The sequence below is a fragment of the Marinobacterium sp. MBR-109 genome, assembly GCF_040547565.1.
Taxonomy (GTDB): domain Bacteria; phylum Pseudomonadota; class Gammaproteobacteria; order Pseudomonadales; family Balneatricaceae; genus Marinobacterium.
The window spans coordinates 1-17030 of sequence record NZ_JBEPPZ010000015.1 but is presented as its reverse complement, the minus strand read 5'-3'; the positions used below and the strand labels follow the sequence as shown (position 1 = coordinate 17030).

Sequence of the window (17030 nt, the reverse complement as noted above, 5' to 3'; positions counted from 1 at the left end):
CTTTGAGTCACGCACAAGAGCCGTTCCTGCCGGCAGGACCGTCCAGCCATTCAGATGAAGCGGTATTTCTTGGCTTTACCTGGTTCACCGGTGGTGAGTCCGCCTTGCCCGAAATCGAGCTGGGTTACCGCTACGCCGATGTCGACAGCGGTGGTGATACCGATGGTTATGGTGCCAGTGTCAGCTTTAACCTGGCCGCCGGGGCATTCGACAAGATTCGTCTTGTGGGGCTGTATGGCAAGGAAGACTGGCAGGGCGAGGCCGGTGGCGGTTACAGTTTTGTGCAGGGGCAGCCGTTTGGGCTGCTGGGCGTAAGGGGCAAGCTCGTTTATCTGGGCGGCGAGCTGGGTATTAACGGACAGCCGATTTTCGGTGCCGGTGTTCATACGTTGGGTGAGTTTGATGAGCCGCCACAGTCAGGCGGCCTGTTGCCACCACCACCTCCTCCTCAGCTGCCAGAAGACCAGATTCCACGTGATTGAAATAAATAATTAAAGGGGTCTGTCCCCTTTAACAGGTTGATGAATCACTGATGTTCTCACGCTTTGTACATGCTTTTCTTCATGCATCACGACGCAGCAAGCAGGCGGTTCTGATCGCGTCTGATCTGGTCATGTTGTTCATGGCCTGCTGGATGGCGTTGTCGCTGCGCCTGGGAGAGGTCTGGGCACCGCTGCAAAGCTACTGGCTGCCGTGTCTCCTGGTGCCTGTTATTTCGGTGCCGGTTATGGCGAAGCTGGGGCTGTACCGGGCGGTGATACGTTACATGAGCCACACCACCCTGTGGGTGTCGGTGAAGGCGGTGACGCTGTCGGTGGTGATCTGGACGGCGGTAATCATGCTGCTTGAGGTGCCGGTACCCCGTTCGGTGCTGTTCATCTACTGGTTTACGGCGGTGCCACTGGTGGCGGGCAGTCGCCTGTATGCGCGCTGGTTGATTCGCTATGTGCTGCCGGGTGGCAAGCACCGGTATCAGAATGCTGAAACCGTTGTACTTTTCGGAGCAGGCAGTGCAGGCAACCAGCTGGCGACGGCGTTGAACAACTCCTCTGAAATGCGTGCCGTTGCCTTTGTGGATGATGATGCACAGAAGCAGGGGACTGAAATCAGTGGGCTTCGTGTGTATCCGTTGGATGAGTTGCCCGATCTGATTGAAAAGTACGGCGTTGAGTCTGTGCTGCTGTCGATCTCGAACCTGACCCGGAGCGAGCGGCGAATACTGGTTGAGCGGATTGATGCCTACCCGGTCGCCGTAAAAGTGGTACCCGGCGTAACCGAGCTCGCCAGCGGTGAATTGCAGATCAGTGATATCCGCGATGTGGATGTGGTTGACCTGCTGGGGCGCGATGCAGTCGAGCCCAACCGGGCACTGCTGGGTGCCTGCATTCGCCAGCAGGTGGTGATGGTGACGGGTGCGGGCGGGTCGATAGGTTCAGAGCTGTGCCGACAGATCGTGCAGCAGGGGCCCATACGGCTGGTGCTGTTTGAACTGTCGGAATACGTGTTGTATCAGATTGAAAAAGAGCTGTCGGAGTATATTGCGCGGCATGATCTGACGGTCGATCTGATTCCGGTGCTGGGATCGGTTCAGGACGCGGACCACCTGCAACAGGTGATGCGTCATTATGCAGTGGGTACGGTGTACCATGCCGCGGCCTACAAGCATGTGCCCATCGTGGAATACAACATGGCAGCGGGCCTGCGCAACAATGTGTTTGGCACCCTGAAAACCGCAAAAGCCGCCATCGCCGCAGGGGTAAGGAATTTCGTACTGATTTCGACCGACAAGGCAGTACGCCCCACGAATGTGATGGGGGCCAGTAAGCGTCTGGCTGAAATGGTGTTGCAGGCGCTCAGTGAGCGCACCCGCCAGCAAGGGCAGGATATCCGCTTTGCCATGGTACGGTTCGGTAATGTGCTGGGCTCGTCCGGTTCGGTCATTCCGCTGTTTCGACGTCAAATCGAGGCCGGTGGGCCGCTGACGGTGACTCACCCGGATATCACACGCTATTTCATGACCATTCCTGAGGCGGCCGCACTGGTGATTCAGGCAGGTTCCATGGGCAGCAGTGGTGATGTGTTCGTGCTGGATATGGGCAAGCCGGTCAAGATTGCCGACTTGGCACGGGAGATGATCCACCTGGCCGGCCTGCGAGTGCGGGATGAGGCCAATCCGGAAGGTGATATCGAGATCTGTTATACCGGGCTCAGGCCGGGAGAAAAACTCTACGAAGAGCTGCTGATCGGTGGGGATGTCAAAGGTACCGAGCACCCCATGATCATGCGGGCTGCCGAAGAGATGCTGCCCTGGGATGAGCTTTTGCCACGACTTGACCGGCTGGAACAGTTGCTGGGCCAGTGGGATCATGCGGCAGTGCGCGATCTGCTGCTGCATACGGTCAGTGGCTACAACCCCGAGTCTGCAATTGTCGACCTGCTGTGTCAGGAGGCTAACCTTGGTCACGCCGTTGTTGAGCCCGTCAGTCGTTAAGCCGAACCCTACACGCAACACGGCCCGCCTTGTCGGCTGTGTACGGCGGGTGCTGCTGTGCAGCCTGCTAAGCCTGCCAGCTGTGGTACCGGCGGATACACTCGATGGCAGATCGGCCGAGCCAATGGCTCAGCGCGTGCAGCAACAGATTGAACGTTGGCTGCATCAGGCCGAGCAGGGCGATGCCACGGCGCTGTTCAATTTGGGGCAGTTTTATCGCAAGGGTGTGGGCATGCCGCCTGATCGAGTACAGGCCGCGCGCTTTTACCGCCGTGCCGCCGAGCTGGGGCATCGGGCGGCCCAGTTTAATCTGGGTACACTGTACTATTTCGACCCTTCCGGTCAGCCCGATTATGACCAGGCTCGGCACTGGTGGCGGCAAGCCGCAGAGCAGGGCGATGCCGGGGCGGCCTATCAACTGGCACTGCTCTACCTGAACGGCGGTGATCAGCCAGCGGATACCGAGCAGGCCCTGTTCTGGATGCGCAAGGCGCAGGCGGTGGGTCACCCCGATGCAACGGCTGCGCTTGGACAGATGCAAGCGCTGCAAAGCGATGAGCTGATCTATTACACCGTCCAGCTTGGGTCTTTTTCCGAGCTGGGGGCAGCGCAGGTTGCAGGCAAACGCTTCCAAAGCCGTTCAGCCGATGTGCTGGGAGGGCTGAGCATTCATATCACCTCGGCACGCATGAAAGATGGCAAGGCGATTTATCGCGTTCACACTGGGCAGTTCAATGATCGGGCCGATGCAGATCAGGTGTGCGAGCAATTGAAGGCGCACTCGTTAAAATGCTTTGTGGCCCGTCAGTAGCTTGTCAGTGTTCTCGCTTGCGTGTTTTACGATGGTAACGGGCCTGCACGGCGATGGCGCAGATCACGACAAAGGTTGCCGCGTTGGCGGGTATCTGCAGGTTGAAGTCGGTAAACGAGTGAATCAACAGGCCCAGTATGGCAATTGAAGCCCCAAAACCGATGCCGCTGCGGTACCAGGACTCGGTACGCCAGAGCGCACGCAGGGCATGATACAGGGCCAGCAGCACGAAAGCCGCCAGTGGCAGGGCCCCGATCAGACCATACTCAATCGCAAACTGCAGATAATCATTGTGGGCGTGGTCAAAATGGCCCCGAATTTCAGCCCCGGGGTATGACTGAAAGCTTGACTCAAACGCGCCGGCGCCAAAGCCAACCAGTGGGCGATCGTAGAACTGGTCAATGGCGTAACCGAATACATCGGTACGAATAACGTTTTTCTGCTGTACGACCACATCGCCGTCCACATGGTCTTCAAACTGGGTCGACACAATGCGGTCACGCAACTGCTCAAGCCCGAAAAACTGACTGATCACCAATACATCGATCACAATCAGGCTGGCCAGAATCAGGCTGTTACGCAGGCGGTGTTCCTTGTTTAACAGTACAAACAGTGCCCCAATGATCAGCAGAGCGGCGAAGAACGCCGTATTGCCCATGCGCGAACGGGTCATCACCAGTGCGATGACCATAATCACCAGTGCCAGACGCAGCCGGGCCTTGGGGCCCATCAGCATTTCCAGCAGCGTCTTCCAGCGCAGTGGTGCACCATCACGCAGTGCCATCATCAGGCCGATGCCGCAGCCCAATGTCATCACCAGGTAGCCGGCCAGGTGGTTACGGTTGATAAAGGTGCCGGTTACCACGCCCCGGTTAACCGTTTTGGGCTCGAACAGAAGCCATTCGATACCTGACAAAGTCATGAAACTGCCATAAAAGGCTTGTAGCGTCGCACTGACAACCAGTGTCGAGACCAGCACCGTAAGACGGCGCCGAGTATGAAACAGGCCAATAATCAGAATAAACAGAAAGCTGTAGCCGAGCCCCAGCATCAGGTAATGAAAGGTTTCAGCATTATCGGCAGTGATGCCCGCAAGCCACTGCAGCAGTACCCAGAGCTGTGTGAACAGCAGCAGGAAAAACATCGGCAAGGCTTTGGGCAGTGCTCGGTTATGACTGCTGGATTTGCCAACCTGGGTCAGTGCCCATACAAAGGTTAACAGCCCGGTTGCCAGACTGAACAGCGCACCAGCCCACTGGGTGTTACTGGCGGCAGGCAGTGGCAACCAGCACAGCAGCAAAAGTGTCGCGATGATCAGGCTGTTCTCGGTGACAGAGCGCGGCTGAGTCATGGGCCGGTGTTCCTTCAGGCAAGGGGCAGAAAATAAAGGCGTATTCTACTGTCTTTGAACGACCAGTACAGGTATCAGCCGGACCAATTAAGGTCAGGTTTGGTCAGGAATGTGTACAATTGTGCACATTCAAACTTAGTTTCACTGGAAAAAGGCCTGCCAAGGCCATAAAATCAAACGTTGACGCTAGTTATAACGTGCGTACGGCACAACCCGCTGCGCCCGACATACAATCATGAGGACGTAATCATGCGCAAAACATTGACCGCAATTTCACTGGCCGCACTGCTGGGCTCTGGTTCTGTAATGGCCGACCAGAACACCTACAACGCTGTGGTGAATGCACTTCAGGGCGCACAGGCAAGCGAAGCCGCACTGCAGCAGGTGCTGGCAGCCGCTACAACTGACGAAGCCGCACTGGCTGAAGCGGTTGCAGCGGTTGTTGCCTCATTGGGTGATAACACAGCGGCTGTTCAGGCTGTCGTTCAGGCGGCAGTCGCTCAGAACCAGGCATTTGCAGTGGCTATCGCCAGGGCCGCCGCTGCCGCAGCACCGGCTCAGGCCGCCGCCATCAGCGACGCGGCGATTGCAGCCGCTCCGTTGCAGGCCGATACCATTACTCAGGCTGTCCAGCAGGCAGTAGCCGATAGCGGTGAAGGTGACAGTAATACCGGCGACAGCAGCGGTGAAACCACCACCGAAACCACCACATCCGTACCTTCAGGTGGCGACTCCGGCTCCAGCGGTAGCTCCGCAAGCGAAAGCTGATAATTCTATCGCCACGTGCCGCTCGCACGCCTGGGTGTGCGAGCCTGGAATCTGGACATACTAAAGGCTATGCAAATGCGTAATACATTTCCCCTGAAAGCACTTGTGGCTGCCATGGCAATGAGTGGTGCTTCGGCCACCTATGCGATTGAAGCAGCATCGATGAACCTGGGTGGCATGAAGTTCACCCCGACTCTGCAGCTCACTGAAACGTATGACGACAACTTCCGTGCGTCCGGTATCAATGAAGAGTCAACCTGGATCACCACGATCAACCCGAGCTTCGAGCTGGCCGCGCAGGATCGCCTGAATATCTACAAGCTGACCTACGCGTTCAACAGCGACTTCTTCCACTCCAGCAGCGATGACAACAACACCGATCATCATCTGGATGCTGATGCGCACATGGAGTTCAGCTCGCGCAGCCGTCTGGATCTGAATGCCGGCTATGACCGTATCGAGAACGTGGCGGATACCGAGACAGCGGGCGTCAACGACAAGTACCACACCTACAACATCGGTGGTGTATACGGTTACGGTGCCGAGTCTGCCACCATGCAGTTCGAGCTGGGTGCCAACCAGCAGTGGCTGCGCTATGACAACGATAATGGCATTAACGAAGATCTGGATCGTGACACCACCAGCCTGAGTGCTACTGCATTCTACCGTGTGGCACCGAAGACCCGTGCGTTGCTGGAGCTGCGCTACAGCGACTATGATTACAAGCTGTCCACCTCTGACCTGGACAGCGATGCGATGTCTTACCTGTTGGGTGTGACCTGGGACGCGACCGCGAAAACCAGCGGTACGGCCAAAATCGGTTATACCGACAAGCAGTTTGATTCAGCCGGTCGTGAAGATGTAAGTGGTAATGTCTGGGAGATCGGTGTCAACTGGCAGCCGCGCAGCTACTCCATGATTAGCCTGAATACCCGCCGCAGCCTGGAAGAGGGCTCTCAGGGTGCTGAAGACTCCATCGATACCACACGTTACGGTATCAACTGGAATCACGCCTGGAGCAACCGTGTGTCGACTGATGTGAGCTACAACTACATTGAAGAAGATTACGAGTACACCACAGCAGATGCGCGTACCGATGAAACCGACGAGTTTGGCCTGGGGCTGAACTACAACCTGCGCCGCTGGGTGGATGTGGGTGTTGGCTACAAGTACCAGGATGTTGAGTCTACGGTTGCCAGTGAAAACTACGATCGCAGCCTGTATCAGCTGAAGCTGACTATGGGACTCTAACCCCCTGCGGGTTGTCCGGAAGGGGAGCTTAGACTCCCCTTTTTTGTGTAAAAAGTTTAAAGGGTATCGAAATGTTTCAGCGTATCTTGGCGCCAGTGATGTTTTTATTGGCTCTGCTGGCGGCGCCTGCAAGTGGTTGGGCAGCGGGCGATAGTCAGTACAGGCTTGGTTCGGGCGATATGATCAGCATCAGCGTGTTCGGTGAAGAAGACCTGAGCTTTGACAAAGTACGCCTGAATGACGCGGGCACGTTTTCGTATCCTTTTCTGGGTGAGGTAAGGGCCAAGGGCCGCAGTGCGGCGGACATTGAGCAAACCCTGATTCAGGGCCTCAAGGGCGACTACCTGATCGACCCGAAAATCTCGGTCAGCATCATCGAATACCGAGACTTCTTCGTTAACGGTGAGGTCAAGTCCCCAGGTGGCTATCCGTTCAAGCCCGGCTTGAGCCTGCGTACAGCAGTTGCACTGGCGGGCGGCCTGACTGAGCGAGCATCCGAAAGCAAGATTTCGGTTATCCGTGAAGAAAACGGCAACAAGCGGACGTTCAAGGCCACCATGGACACCCCGATTTTTCCGGGTGACATCATCACTATCGAACAGAGCTTCTTCTGATTATGGAAAACACAACAACTCAGCCGGAGCGGACTTCGCTGGCACAGCGCATGGCTGATGATGAAATTGATCTGCTGCAATTGTGGAACACCATCTGGCGCCGCAAATGGAGCATTATCACCCTTACTATCGTAGTGATGATGCTGGCAACGCTGATTGTGATGAGCATGACGCCCATCTACCGCGCCGTATCGACTCTGCTGATCGAGCAGAAAACGGCCAAAGCAGTATCGATCCAGGATATGTACGGCCTTGAAGGTGGCAGCAATGAATACCTGCAAACTCAGTTTGAGCTGCTGAAATCGCGTGAACTGGCCGAGCGCGTCGTGCGTCAGCTGAATCTGACGACACACCCCGAATTTGATCCGCGACAGCAGCCAGAGCCGCTGATTGACATCAAGGGGATGTTGGATCGCATTACCAGCAGTGGTCTGGTGCCCTTTACCACGCCGGATGATCTGGAGCAGAACGAAGCACTGACTGAGGCGAGAATATTCGACCAGGTCGTGCGTGACTTCATGAGTCGGACCATCATTTCACCGGTCATGAAAACCCAGCTGGTGAAGGTCGAGATCGAAATGGCTGACTCGCGGCTGGCGGCCCAGGCAGCCAATACGCTGGCTAACGCCTATATCGAAAACCAGCTTGAGTCCAAGCTGCAGATGACCCAGACCGCTACCGACTGGATGAATGAGCGCCTGAGCGGCCTCAAGGACAAGCTGCAGGAGTCAGAACGCAAGCTGCAGGCGTTTCGTGAAAGCGAAAACCTGGTTGACCTTGAAGGGGTCACGACCGTGGCCGGTGGCGAACTGTCACAGACCGGTGACCGTCTGATTGATGCCCGCCGTAACCGTGCAGCCGCTGAAAGCCAGTATCGCCAGGTGGCGGCCATGAAAGATGGCGGCTGGCGGCGACTGGCAACCGTTCCGGCTGTGCTGAGTAACCAGCTGGTACAGCAGTTCAAGGCGGATGAAGGCCGCGCCCGTGCCAAGGTGGAAGAGCTGTCACGCCGCTATGGGCCCAAACACCCGACCATGATTGCAGCCCAGAGCGAGCTTCAGGCGGCAACAGCCAACCTGCGCTCTCAGGTTGAGCAGGTGGTAGCCTCCATTGAGCGTGAGTACCAGCTGGCGACCGCCAATGAGCGTTCACTGCAGGGCTCTTTTGACCAGAACAAGGTTGAAATTCAGGATATCAAGCGCAAGGAATTCAAGCTGCGAGAGCTGCAGCGTGAAGTCGACACCAACCGCTCGCTTTACGATACCTTCATGACACGCTTGAAAGAAACCTCCGCAACGTCTGACTTTGAAGCCGTGAATGCGCGAATTGTAGACCGTGCCGTTGTCCCTGAAGTGCCGGTCAAGCCGAAGAAGTCCCTGATCGTATTGCTGGCGGGTATTCTGGCGCTGATGGCCGGTGTCGCCATGGCGCTGCTGCTTGAGTTCCTCAATAACACCTTCAAAAGCACTGAAGATGTTGAGAACAAGCTGAACCTGCCGGTACTGGGCATTTTACCCCTGCTGAAGGGCAAGGAGCGCAAGGATGTGGCCAGAATGTTCACCAAGGGGGATGACAAGTCCTTCGTTGAGTCCATTCGTACCATCCGTACAGGGGTGGTGCTGTCCGGGCTCGATAACCCGCACAAGGTGCTGGTGGTAACCTCTTCCATTCCCGGTGAGGGCAAAAGCTCGGTGGCGGCCAACCTGGCCTTTGCCATGGGCCAGATGGAGAAGGTGCTGTTGATCGATGCCGATATGCGCCGGCCCACAGTTGCCAAGAGCTTTGAGTTCCCGGTGGGCACGCCTGGTCTTGCCAACCTGGTCGCGGGCACTGCGCGGTTGGAAGACTGCATCAAGGTTGTGGATGACAATGTCAGTGTTATCCCGGCGGGTACCGTACCGCCGAATCCGCTGGAGCTGTTGTCATCTCAGCGCTTTGCAAAAGTCTTGTCCGTACTGGAGAAAACATTCGATCGCATCATTATCGACTCGCCACCTACCCAGGCGGTGAGCGATGCACTGGTGCTCTCGACCCACGCCAACGCCTTGATCTATGTGATCAAGTCCGAGTCTACGGCGATCCCGCTGGCCAAGCGTGGTGTCGGCCAGCTGTTGCAGAACAATGCACCGGTTACCGGCGTGGTACTGAACCAGGTTGATATCAAAAAGGCGAAAAAGTACGGCTACAGCTATGGTGGTTACTACGATTACTATGGCTACAGCGGTGACAGTAAATCAAAAGAGGCATAACCCATGGGTATGATTGACCTGCACAACCATCTTTTGCCCGGCATTGATGACGGCGCGGAAGATGTTAGCACGTCAATCGAGCTGGCACGGATTGCGGTCGAGGACGGGATCACCCATCTCGTGTGCACACCGCATATCCACACCGGGCGTTATGACAACACCCGGCAGACCATTCAGGCTGCTTTTAAGCAGTTTCAGCAGGCCCTTCAGGCTGACAACATCGCTCTGAAAGTGGCCTGGGCCGCTGAAGTGCGTTTTGGTCTTGAGCTGATGGAGTGGGCCGCTATGGGCACGCTACCGTTTTTGGGGGAGTGGCAGGGCAAAAAGGTACTACTGCTGGAGTTTCCCCATAACGAAGTACCTTTCGGGGCCGAAAAGCTCACAGCCTGGCTGATCGGGCGCAATATTCAGCCGATGATCGCACACCCTGAGCGTAACAAGGGCATCATGAACTCGCGCAGCAAGCTGAAACCCTTTCTGGATCAGGGCTGCCTGCTGCAGGTCACGGCCGCTTCAGTAGCGGGGCATTTCGGTGAAACCGCGCGTGAAGTGGCCCTTGAGCTGCTGCAGGAAGACAAGGTGACCATTCTGGCCACCGATGCCCACAACACGCGCCACCGACCGCCACAGCTGAAAGAGGGTGTGCGTGCGGCGGCAGCGGTTATTGGTGAGAAAAAAGCGGCTGAGCTGGTAACACTCAATCCCTGGACCCTGGCACAGGTACATTTCAGTTCATGAACACGGCTTCAGATACAGGCATGTTTCAGCGTTACCGGCGTCCGTTTATGGCAGGTCTTGCCCTGTTGGCGCTGGGGCTGATGGTCATCGCGTTTATGACGCTGGTCTCTTCAATCTATGCCAGCCAGTCCCGCATGTTTTTGGATGACTGGGGCAAGAAGGGCGAACTCCCCTCTGAAAAGGCCTGGAATGTGGCTGCACAGGCGGCTGAGCGTGCGGTTTCGTTTTCGGTAACCGGGCAGCAGGGCGAATATCTGGATCGTTTGGGGCGTGTTCATGAATGGCGGCATGTAGCGCTGCCGTTTGGGGCTGAAGCCGCCTCAGAAAGCCGTCTGAAGGCTCTGGATGCCTATCGAGCCTCAGTCGAGGTGCGACCGCTGTGGCCTTATACCTGGGTGCAGTTGGCATTCATCAAGTTACGTTTGCTGCAGTTTGATAGCGAGTTTCATGCGGCGTTGCAGCGGGCGGATGAGCTTGGCCCGACACGGTTGCGTGTGCAGGCGCCACTGGCCGAGATCAGCTTTATTGCCTGGCCTCAGCTTGATCAACAACAGCGTCAGGCCGCATGGCAGGCTTTTGAGTTTACCATGCGGCAGGATGGTCGCCGGGCAGGTCGCCTTAAGGGGTTGATTGATCAGGCAAGGCTGACCGAAGAGATGTGTGGCGCTGTCGATCCAGAACTCACTTCAGGGCGCAAATGGTGCGTTCAGTAAGCATATTTCAGTGGTCACGGCGCATTGAGTACAGGCCCGCTTCCATCTCATCCATCATCCCCGAACTGAACTCATCCAGCTCTGGCTCTGCCGCTATCTGATACCCTTCACTGGCCCATTCACCCAGATCAATCATGCGGCAGCGTTTCGAACAAAACGGCCGGTCCGGGTTGTCGGTGGAGTAAAGCGTGGGTGTACCGCACTGGGGGCAGTCGAGCAGAGTGCCAGCCATTTATGTTTCCTCCTGCGCCAACTGCAATAGTTGCGGGTGCAGTGCGTTGACCGCATCGCGCAGTTGGTCTTCGTTGCCGCTGTTATCCAGTACAAAATCAGCGTGCTTCAGACGTTCGTCGCGCTGCATCTGGGCGGCCAGTATCTGGCGCACCTGTGTTTCTTCGATCTTGTCCCGTGCCATGGTGCGGCTGATCTGCTGCGCTTCAGGGCAGTCCACCACGATCACCTTGCTGATCAGCAGGTGCTGGTCGGTTTCAAGCAGCAGAGGGGAAGCCAGAATGGCGTATTCGTGGCCCTGTTCGTCCAGCTGTTCCAGCGTGTCGAGAATATGGTCGCGAATCAGTGGATGCAGCAGCGCTTCGAGCCAGTTTCGCTCGCGCTCCTTGTCAAACACGATGCGGCGCAGGGCGGCGCGGTCGAGGCTGCCGTCGGGCTGAATCAGGTGATCACCGAAGTGTGCCGCAATCTTGCCCAGCGCATCGCTGCCAGGTTCTACCACCAGCCGTGCCACACGGTCGGCATCAATCACCGGCACACCCAGCGAGATAAAACAGTCGGATGCAGCGCTTTTGCCGCTGCCGATTCCACCTGTGAGTCCTGCTACCAGCATCAAAAGCTCCCCAGATAAGCGGAAATGATCTGATCACCCCAGACCAGCGCAACCCATCCGGCAATCGCCAGATAGGGGCCGAACGGAAGGGGATTTTGCGCGCTATGGCGGCGTAATGCAATCAGGCCGAATGCCAGCACAACCCCCACCACTGATGACAACAGAATCACCAGCGGCAGCACCTGTATACCCCCCCAGGCGCCGATGGCGGCCAGCAGCTTGAAGTCGCCGTAGCCCATCCCCTCTTTGCCTGTAACCAGCTTGAACAGCCAGTACACGCCCCACAGCACCAGATAGCCGGCTGCCGCGCCATACACCGCACTCTCAAGCGAGGTAAATACGCCCTGTGTGTTCAGCAGCAGCCCCAGCCATAGCAGGGGCAGAGTGATGCTGTCGGGCAGCAACTGGTGGTCCAGGTCGATAAACGTCAGTGCGATCAGCCCCCAGCTCAACACTACCAGTGCCACGCCCTGTGGTGTCAGGCCAAACTGCCAGATCAGCCAGCCACCAATCAGACCGCTGAGCAGCTCGACCAGTGGGTAGCGCACCGAGATGCGTGTGCCGCAATCACTGCAGCGTCCACGCAAAAACAGCCAGCTGATGACCGGAATGTTTTCGTACCACTGAATCAGGTGACCGCAATGACCGCAACGCGAGCGTGGCAGCATCAGGTTGAAGCGCTCCTGAGGCTCTTGGTCTGCAACCGCGTTTTCACCCGGCACGGCATCGGCTTGCAGCATCGCATCCCACTCGCGCTGCATCATCACCGGCAGGCGGTAAATCACCACATTAAGAAAGCTGCCCACCAGCAGCGAGATGACCAAAGCAAAAAGAGCCGCAACCAGCGGCTCTGTAACCAGAAACTCTATCATGCCTCAGCCAACCACCTGGCCCAGCTGGAAGATCGGCAGGTACATGGCAATAACCAAGCCGCCCACCAGCACACCGAGCACCACCATGATCATCGGCTCCAGCAGGCTGGAGAGGTTGTCGACGGCGTTATCCACATCCTCCTCGTAGAAGGAGGCGACCTTGTCGAGCATCATGTCGAGCGAGCCGGCCTCTTCGCCGATCGAAATCATCTGCACCGTCATGGTCGGGAACACCCCGGTCATATTGGTGGCATTGGTCAGCGACTGGCCGGTCGATACCCCGTTACGAATCTGGATGATGGCGTTTTCGTACACCACGTTACCGGCCGCGCCGGCCGCCGAATCAAGTGCCTCCACCAGTGGCACACCGGCAGCGAAGGTGGTTGCCAGTGTGCGGGAGAAACGGGCCACGGCCGCCTTGTGCAGAATGGGCCCAAGGGCGGGTATTCTGAGTACGGCGCGGTCAACAAAGTTGGAAAACTTCTGCGATTTTTGCCGCGCCTTGGCGAAGGCGAAGCCCGCAGCAACGGCGCCTATCAGCAGAATAAACCACCATTTCTGCATCCATTCCGACATGCCGATCACCCACATGGTGAAAGCGGGCAGGTCGGCGCCGAAGCTGCCGAATACGCTTTCAAACTGAGGTACAACCTTGACCAGCAGAATCGCGGATACCAGTACACCCACCACGATAACCGCAATCGGGTAGGTCATCGCTTTTTTGATCTTTTTCTTCAGGGACTCGACCTTTTCCTTGTAGGTCGCGATACGGTCGAGCATGGTCTCCAGTGCACCGGACTGCTCACCGGCGTGCACCAACGACACCACCAGGTCATCAAAGTGCTCCGGGTGGCGGGCCAGCGCACGCGAGAAGTCACTGCCCGCGTTGACATCGTCACGGATATCATTGATCAGTTTTTTGAGTTTGGTTTTTTCGGCGCCCTGGGCGACGATCTCAAGCCCCTGCAGCAACGGTACCCCCGCTTTCATCATCGTCGCTTCCTGGCGGATGAAAAAGGCGATATCAACGGCTTTGACCGGCTTGTTCTTGGCGCTGAAGATCGACACGTTTTCCTTGCCGATCTTGCCGGGATTGATCCCCTGTTTGCGCAACAGTGCCTTGGCCGCCGCCAGGTTTTCGGCCTCGATCTTGCCCTTACTCTCGTTGCCGCTCTTGTCCTTGCCTTTCCAGACAAAGGTAATGCGCTTGGGCTCTTTAACCGCCCGTTTTTTTGCTGCCGTTGCCATAGTCTATCCCTGTCAGGTTTTGATTACCCGGTTCATCTCTTCCAGACTGGTCACGCCGCTGGCCACCTTGATCAGTGCGGCCTCGCGCAGTGTTTTGAATCCCTGCTGTTTTGCTACCCTGAGTATATCAATCGAGTTGCCGTTATCCATAATGCACTCGGCAATCTCGCCTGACATCTTCAACATTTCATATACCCCCACGCGCCCCTTGTAGCCACGGTTGCACTTGTTGCAGCCCTCGTGGTCGGCTTCAAACAGGTGCAGGTTGGGGATCTGATCCGGCGTGAAGCCCTCTTCCAGCAGGGTGGCTTCGGGCAGGGTGACCGGCTTCTTGCAGCTTTCACACAGGCGCCGGCCCAAACGCTGGGCGATAATCAGGCTGACCGAGGTGGCGATGTTGAAGGCTGGCACGCCCATGTTGCGCAGGCGTGTCAGTGTTTCAGGTGAGCTGTTGGTGTGCAGCGTCGACAGCACCATATGGCCGGTCTGGGCCGCCTTGATCGCGATCTCGGCGGTTTCCAGGTCACGAATCTCACCCACCATCACCACGTCAGGGTCCTGACGCAGGAAGGCGCGCAGGGCTTCGGCAAAGGTCAGCCCCACCTTGGGGTTCACATGCACCTGGTTTACCCCGTCAAGGTTGATCTCGACCGGGTCTTCCGCCGTGGAGATATTGCGCTCTTCGGTATTGAGAATATTCAGGCCGGTATACAGTGTCACGGTTTTACCCGAGCCAGTTGGGCCCGTCACCAGAATCATCCCTTGCGGGTGCTCAAGTGTAGACAGGTAGATCTCTTTCTGGTCAGGCTCAAAACCCAGTGCCTCAACCCCCATCTGGGCGCTGGTTGGATCAAGAATACGCAGCACGATCTTCTCGCCCCACAACGTGGGCAGGGTATTCACACGGAAGTCGATGGCACGCTTGGCCGATACCTTGAGCTTGATACGTCCATCTTGAGGCACACGCTTTTCGGAAATGTCCATACGCGACATAACCTTGAGGCGAGCTGACAGGCGCGAGGCCAGATTCAGCGGTGGCCGGTGAACCTCTTGCAATATGCCGTCAATACGGCAGCGCACCCGGTAGCTCTTCTCGTAGGGCTCGAAGTGGATATCCGAGGCCCCCTTCTTGATCGCATCCAGCAGCACCTTGTTGATAAAGCGCACAATCGGCGTGTCGTTGGCGGCTTCTTCAGCGGTTTCCTTGTCACTGGTCTCGGGCTGGTCTTCACCCAGCTCGATATTGTCGAGGTCGCTGTCTTCCAGCTCCTCCATGGCGCTGTTGGACTGATCGAGGTAGTGCTCCAGCCGGCGGCTGAGCTTGTCCTCTTCGGCAATCACCGCTTCGGTGGTGGTGCCGGTATGAAACTTGATTTCATCCAGTGCCTGGATGTTGGTCGGGTCGGCCAGCGCCACGAATACCCGTCCCTCACGCTTCATCAGTGGCAGCACCCGGTGCTTGCTGATCAGCGTATCCGAGATCAGCTCTTTCGGTACCGACTCTTCACTGAAAGCGTCAAGGTCAAGCAGCGGCAGGCCGAACTCTTCCGACGCGGCAGTGGCTGCCCGGTGGGCGCTCACCAGTCGGTGGGCAATGATGTAGCTGATAAACGACTGATTGGCATCACGAGACTGTACGACCGCATCCTGCGCGACTTCGGCGGAGAAAACACCATCATTGACCAGCCGCTTGGCCAGCCCTGTTAGGGGTTGTGATCCTCTGGACACCGGAACTCCTGTAAGCTGAGGCTCTGTCTTACGTACTAGTGGGCTATGATAGGGGCAATCAAAGCACAGCGGCAGTCAAACTGTAAACAGATCCCTCTAAAATGGCGTGCGTTTGATTCAGCTCAACTTAATTTTGCGTTAAGTTGGCGTTCAGGCTGGACAGGTGGGTAAAGGCTGGCCTAGTATCAAACTCAGCGTCGGGGGAACAGGAGTTGTGCCCGACTGCTGTACCTCTTATAGGAATGTTAACTCGCTGGAGAGATAACCATGAAAAAACAGATGAATCAGAAGGGTTTCACCCTGATCGAACTTATGATCGTTGTAGCGATCATCGGTATCTTGGCTGCGATCGCGCTGCCGGCTTATCAGGATTATACGCGTAAGGCGGCAAACAATGCTTGTTTGGCTGAGGCTAAGGGGGCGGCAAATGCGGCTTTGATCGCAATTGCTGAGGCTGATGCTGTGCCACAGCCGGCTGGAGCGTCGTGCTCGGCTTATGCCACTTTCCCAGGAGCTGCCGCTACAGCAATGACAGCTTTTACAGCTACTCCGAATGCACCTGGTGATCAGGATGCAGATGCAATTCAGTGTGATGTAAATGCAAACTGTAGCCTGAAAGCTGGACTTTAACGGGAAAAGGCTCAGAGTAGATTTGACCCTGAGGAAGCCCTGCACTGTCGGGGCTTCTTTGTCTTTGACCGATGTCCACAAATGCCGGGGGTGGCTATGAACAGGGCAAAGGGTTTTACACTAATCGAGCTGATGATTGTGGTGGTAATCATCGGTATTCTGGCTGCGATTGCGCTACCAGCTTATCTGGATTACGTGACAAGCGCGGCAAACAATGCCTGCTTGGGTGAGGCAAAGGGTTATACCATGAGTGTGCTGGTCGCTGTTACGGATGGTACTGCTGCTATTCCCGTACCTAATGAGTCCGCCTGCGACTGGATTACAGATGCCAACACCATTGCAAATCTGTCGGTCAACTCTGAAATTCAGGCGTATCCCGTTTCGCCGGGTGATACAGGAATTAGTTGTAATTTGAATGCAAGCACCTCATGTGTGCTCAGTGCGGGTGTTGGGCCTTAAAAGAGGAAAAAGGGGGGGGCAGACCCTGAGAGAAAAAGGGGACAGACCCCATTTCCCATTTACCAAAGGACGGTGAAAAAGGGGACAGACCCCATTTCCTGCCAGAAAAAGAGAGAAAAAGGGGACAGACCCCATTTCCCCATTTCTTAGACCCCATTTCCTGATATCGTGATGCTTCCATTAAACGGATTTGATGGGGGAGTTTTATGCCTCGCCGTGCGCGTATTGTTCTGGACGGTGTGCCTTTGCACATTATTCAGCGC

Annotated in this window: 16 protein-coding genes and 1 pseudogene; 11 read left to right on the top strand and 6 right to left on the bottom strand. The window is 56.6% G+C overall.

Annotation, left to right across the window (positions count from 1 at the left end; translation table 11 throughout):
* Positions 1-2: 2 nt before the first annotated feature.
* The 3 genes from ABIE60_RS15330 to ABIE60_RS15320 are packed head-to-tail and all read left to right on the top strand — an operon-like array spanning position 3 to position 3302.
* On the top strand, positions 3-482 hold the full coding sequence (locus ABIE60_RS15330) for a hypothetical protein (RefSeq protein WP_354470393.1): 480 nt from the start codon (positions 3-5) through the stop codon (positions 480-482).
* Between the two features lie 50 nt (positions 483-532).
* Complete coding sequence (locus ABIE60_RS15325) at positions 533-2491, top strand: polysaccharide biosynthesis protein (RefSeq protein ID WP_354470392.1); 1959 nt, start codon at positions 533-535, stop codon at positions 2489-2491.
* Complete coding sequence (locus ABIE60_RS15320) at positions 2457-3302, top strand: SPOR domain-containing protein (protein ID WP_354470391.1); 846 nt, start codon at positions 2457-2459, stop codon at positions 3300-3302. The genes ABIE60_RS15325 and ABIE60_RS15320 overlap by 35 nt, the downstream gene beginning before the upstream one ends.
* Positions 3303-3306: 4 nt before the next feature.
* Here ABIE60_RS15320 and ABIE60_RS15315 read toward each other — a convergent pair whose 3' ends face one another.
* A complete protein-coding gene (locus ABIE60_RS15315) occupies positions 3307-4653 on the bottom strand; it encodes an O-antigen ligase family protein (RefSeq protein WP_354470390.1) in 1347 nt (448 codons plus the stop codon).
* A gap of 249 nt (positions 4654-4902) precedes the next feature.
* Here ABIE60_RS15315 and ABIE60_RS15310 point away from each other — a divergent pair, with 249 nt between their 5' ends.
* The 6 genes from ABIE60_RS15310 (at position 4903) to ABIE60_RS15285 (ending at position 10986) form a co-directional block, all read left to right on the top strand.
* On the top strand, positions 4903-5421 hold the full coding sequence (locus ABIE60_RS15310; RefSeq protein WP_354470389.1) for a hypothetical protein: 519 nt from the start codon (positions 4903-4905) through the stop codon (positions 5419-5421).
* A 75-nt stretch (positions 5422-5496) separates the two neighbouring features.
* Positions 5497-6672 carry an outer membrane beta-barrel protein gene (locus ABIE60_RS15305; RefSeq protein WP_354470388.1) on the top strand — a complete coding sequence of 392 codons (1176 nt, stop codon included), beginning with the start codon at positions 5497-5499 and terminating at the stop codon, positions 6670-6672.
* Between the two features lie 71 nt (positions 6673-6743).
* Positions 6744-7286: a polysaccharide biosynthesis/export family protein gene (locus ABIE60_RS15300; RefSeq protein ID WP_354470387.1), complete on the top strand. Its 543-nt coding sequence runs from the start codon at positions 6744-6746 to the stop codon at positions 7284-7286.
* Between the two features lie 2 nt (positions 7287-7288).
* Positions 7289-9535, top strand: a complete 2247-nt coding sequence (locus ABIE60_RS15295; RefSeq protein ID WP_354470386.1) for a GumC family protein — start codon at positions 7289-7291, stop codon at positions 9533-9535.
* A 3-nt stretch (positions 9536-9538) separates the two neighbouring features.
* Positions 9539-10273 (top strand): tyrosine-protein phosphatase, encoded by a 735-nt coding sequence (locus ABIE60_RS15290; protein WP_354470385.1) that lies wholly within the window; start codon positions 9539-9541, stop codon positions 10271-10273.
* Positions 10270-10986 carry a hypothetical protein gene (locus ABIE60_RS15285; RefSeq protein WP_354470384.1) on the top strand — a complete coding sequence of 239 codons (717 nt, stop codon included), beginning with the start codon at positions 10270-10272 and terminating at the stop codon, positions 10984-10986. The genes ABIE60_RS15290 and ABIE60_RS15285 overlap by 4 nt, the downstream gene beginning before the upstream one ends.
* A 7-nt stretch (positions 10987-10993) precedes the next feature.
* On the opposite strand, the gene ABIE60_RS15280 is transcribed toward ABIE60_RS15285, so the two are convergent.
* From ABIE60_RS15280 to pilB, 5 genes are read right to left on the bottom strand one after another with little or no spacing between them, the layout of a single operon-like run.
* Positions 10994-11218, bottom strand: coding sequence for a DNA gyrase inhibitor YacG (locus tag ABIE60_RS15280; protein ID WP_354470383.1), 225 nt, complete (start codon positions 11216-11218; stop codon positions 10994-10996).
* Positions 11219-11830 carry a dephospho-CoA kinase gene (coaE, locus tag ABIE60_RS15275; RefSeq protein WP_354470382.1) on the bottom strand — a complete coding sequence of 204 codons (612 nt, stop codon included), beginning with the start codon at positions 11828-11830 and terminating at the stop codon, positions 11219-11221.
* Positions 11830-12702 carry a prepilin peptidase gene (locus ABIE60_RS15270; protein WP_354470381.1) on the bottom strand — a complete coding sequence of 291 codons (873 nt, stop codon included), beginning with the start codon at positions 12700-12702 and terminating at the stop codon, positions 11830-11832. The genes coaE and ABIE60_RS15270 overlap by 1 nt, the downstream gene beginning before the upstream one ends.
* A 3-nt stretch (positions 12703-12705) precedes the next feature.
* Positions 12706-13950, bottom strand: coding sequence for a type II secretion system F family protein (locus tag ABIE60_RS15265; protein ID WP_354470380.1), 1245 nt, complete (start codon positions 13948-13950; stop codon positions 12706-12708).
* A gap of 12 nt (positions 13951-13962) precedes the next feature.
* Entirely contained in the window at positions 13963-15678 is a 1716-nt protein-coding gene (pilB, locus tag ABIE60_RS15260; RefSeq protein WP_354470379.1) for a type IV-A pilus assembly ATPase PilB, read from the bottom strand.
* Positions 15679-15957: 279 nt separating this feature from the next.
* Between pilB and ABIE60_RS15255 the strand changes: the two are divergent.
* Both ABIE60_RS15255 and ABIE60_RS15250 read left to right on the top strand, forming a co-directional pair.
* Positions 15958-16065 (top strand): annotated as a pseudogene (locus ABIE60_RS15255) (prepilin-type N-terminal cleavage/methylation domain-containing protein); the annotation flags it as partial.
* Positions 16066-16404: 339 nt separating this feature from the next.
* Complete coding sequence (locus tag ABIE60_RS15250; RefSeq protein WP_354470378.1) at positions 16405-16767, top strand: prepilin-type N-terminal cleavage/methylation domain-containing protein; 363 nt, start codon at positions 16405-16407, stop codon at positions 16765-16767.
* Positions 16768-17030: the final 263 nt, after the last annotated feature.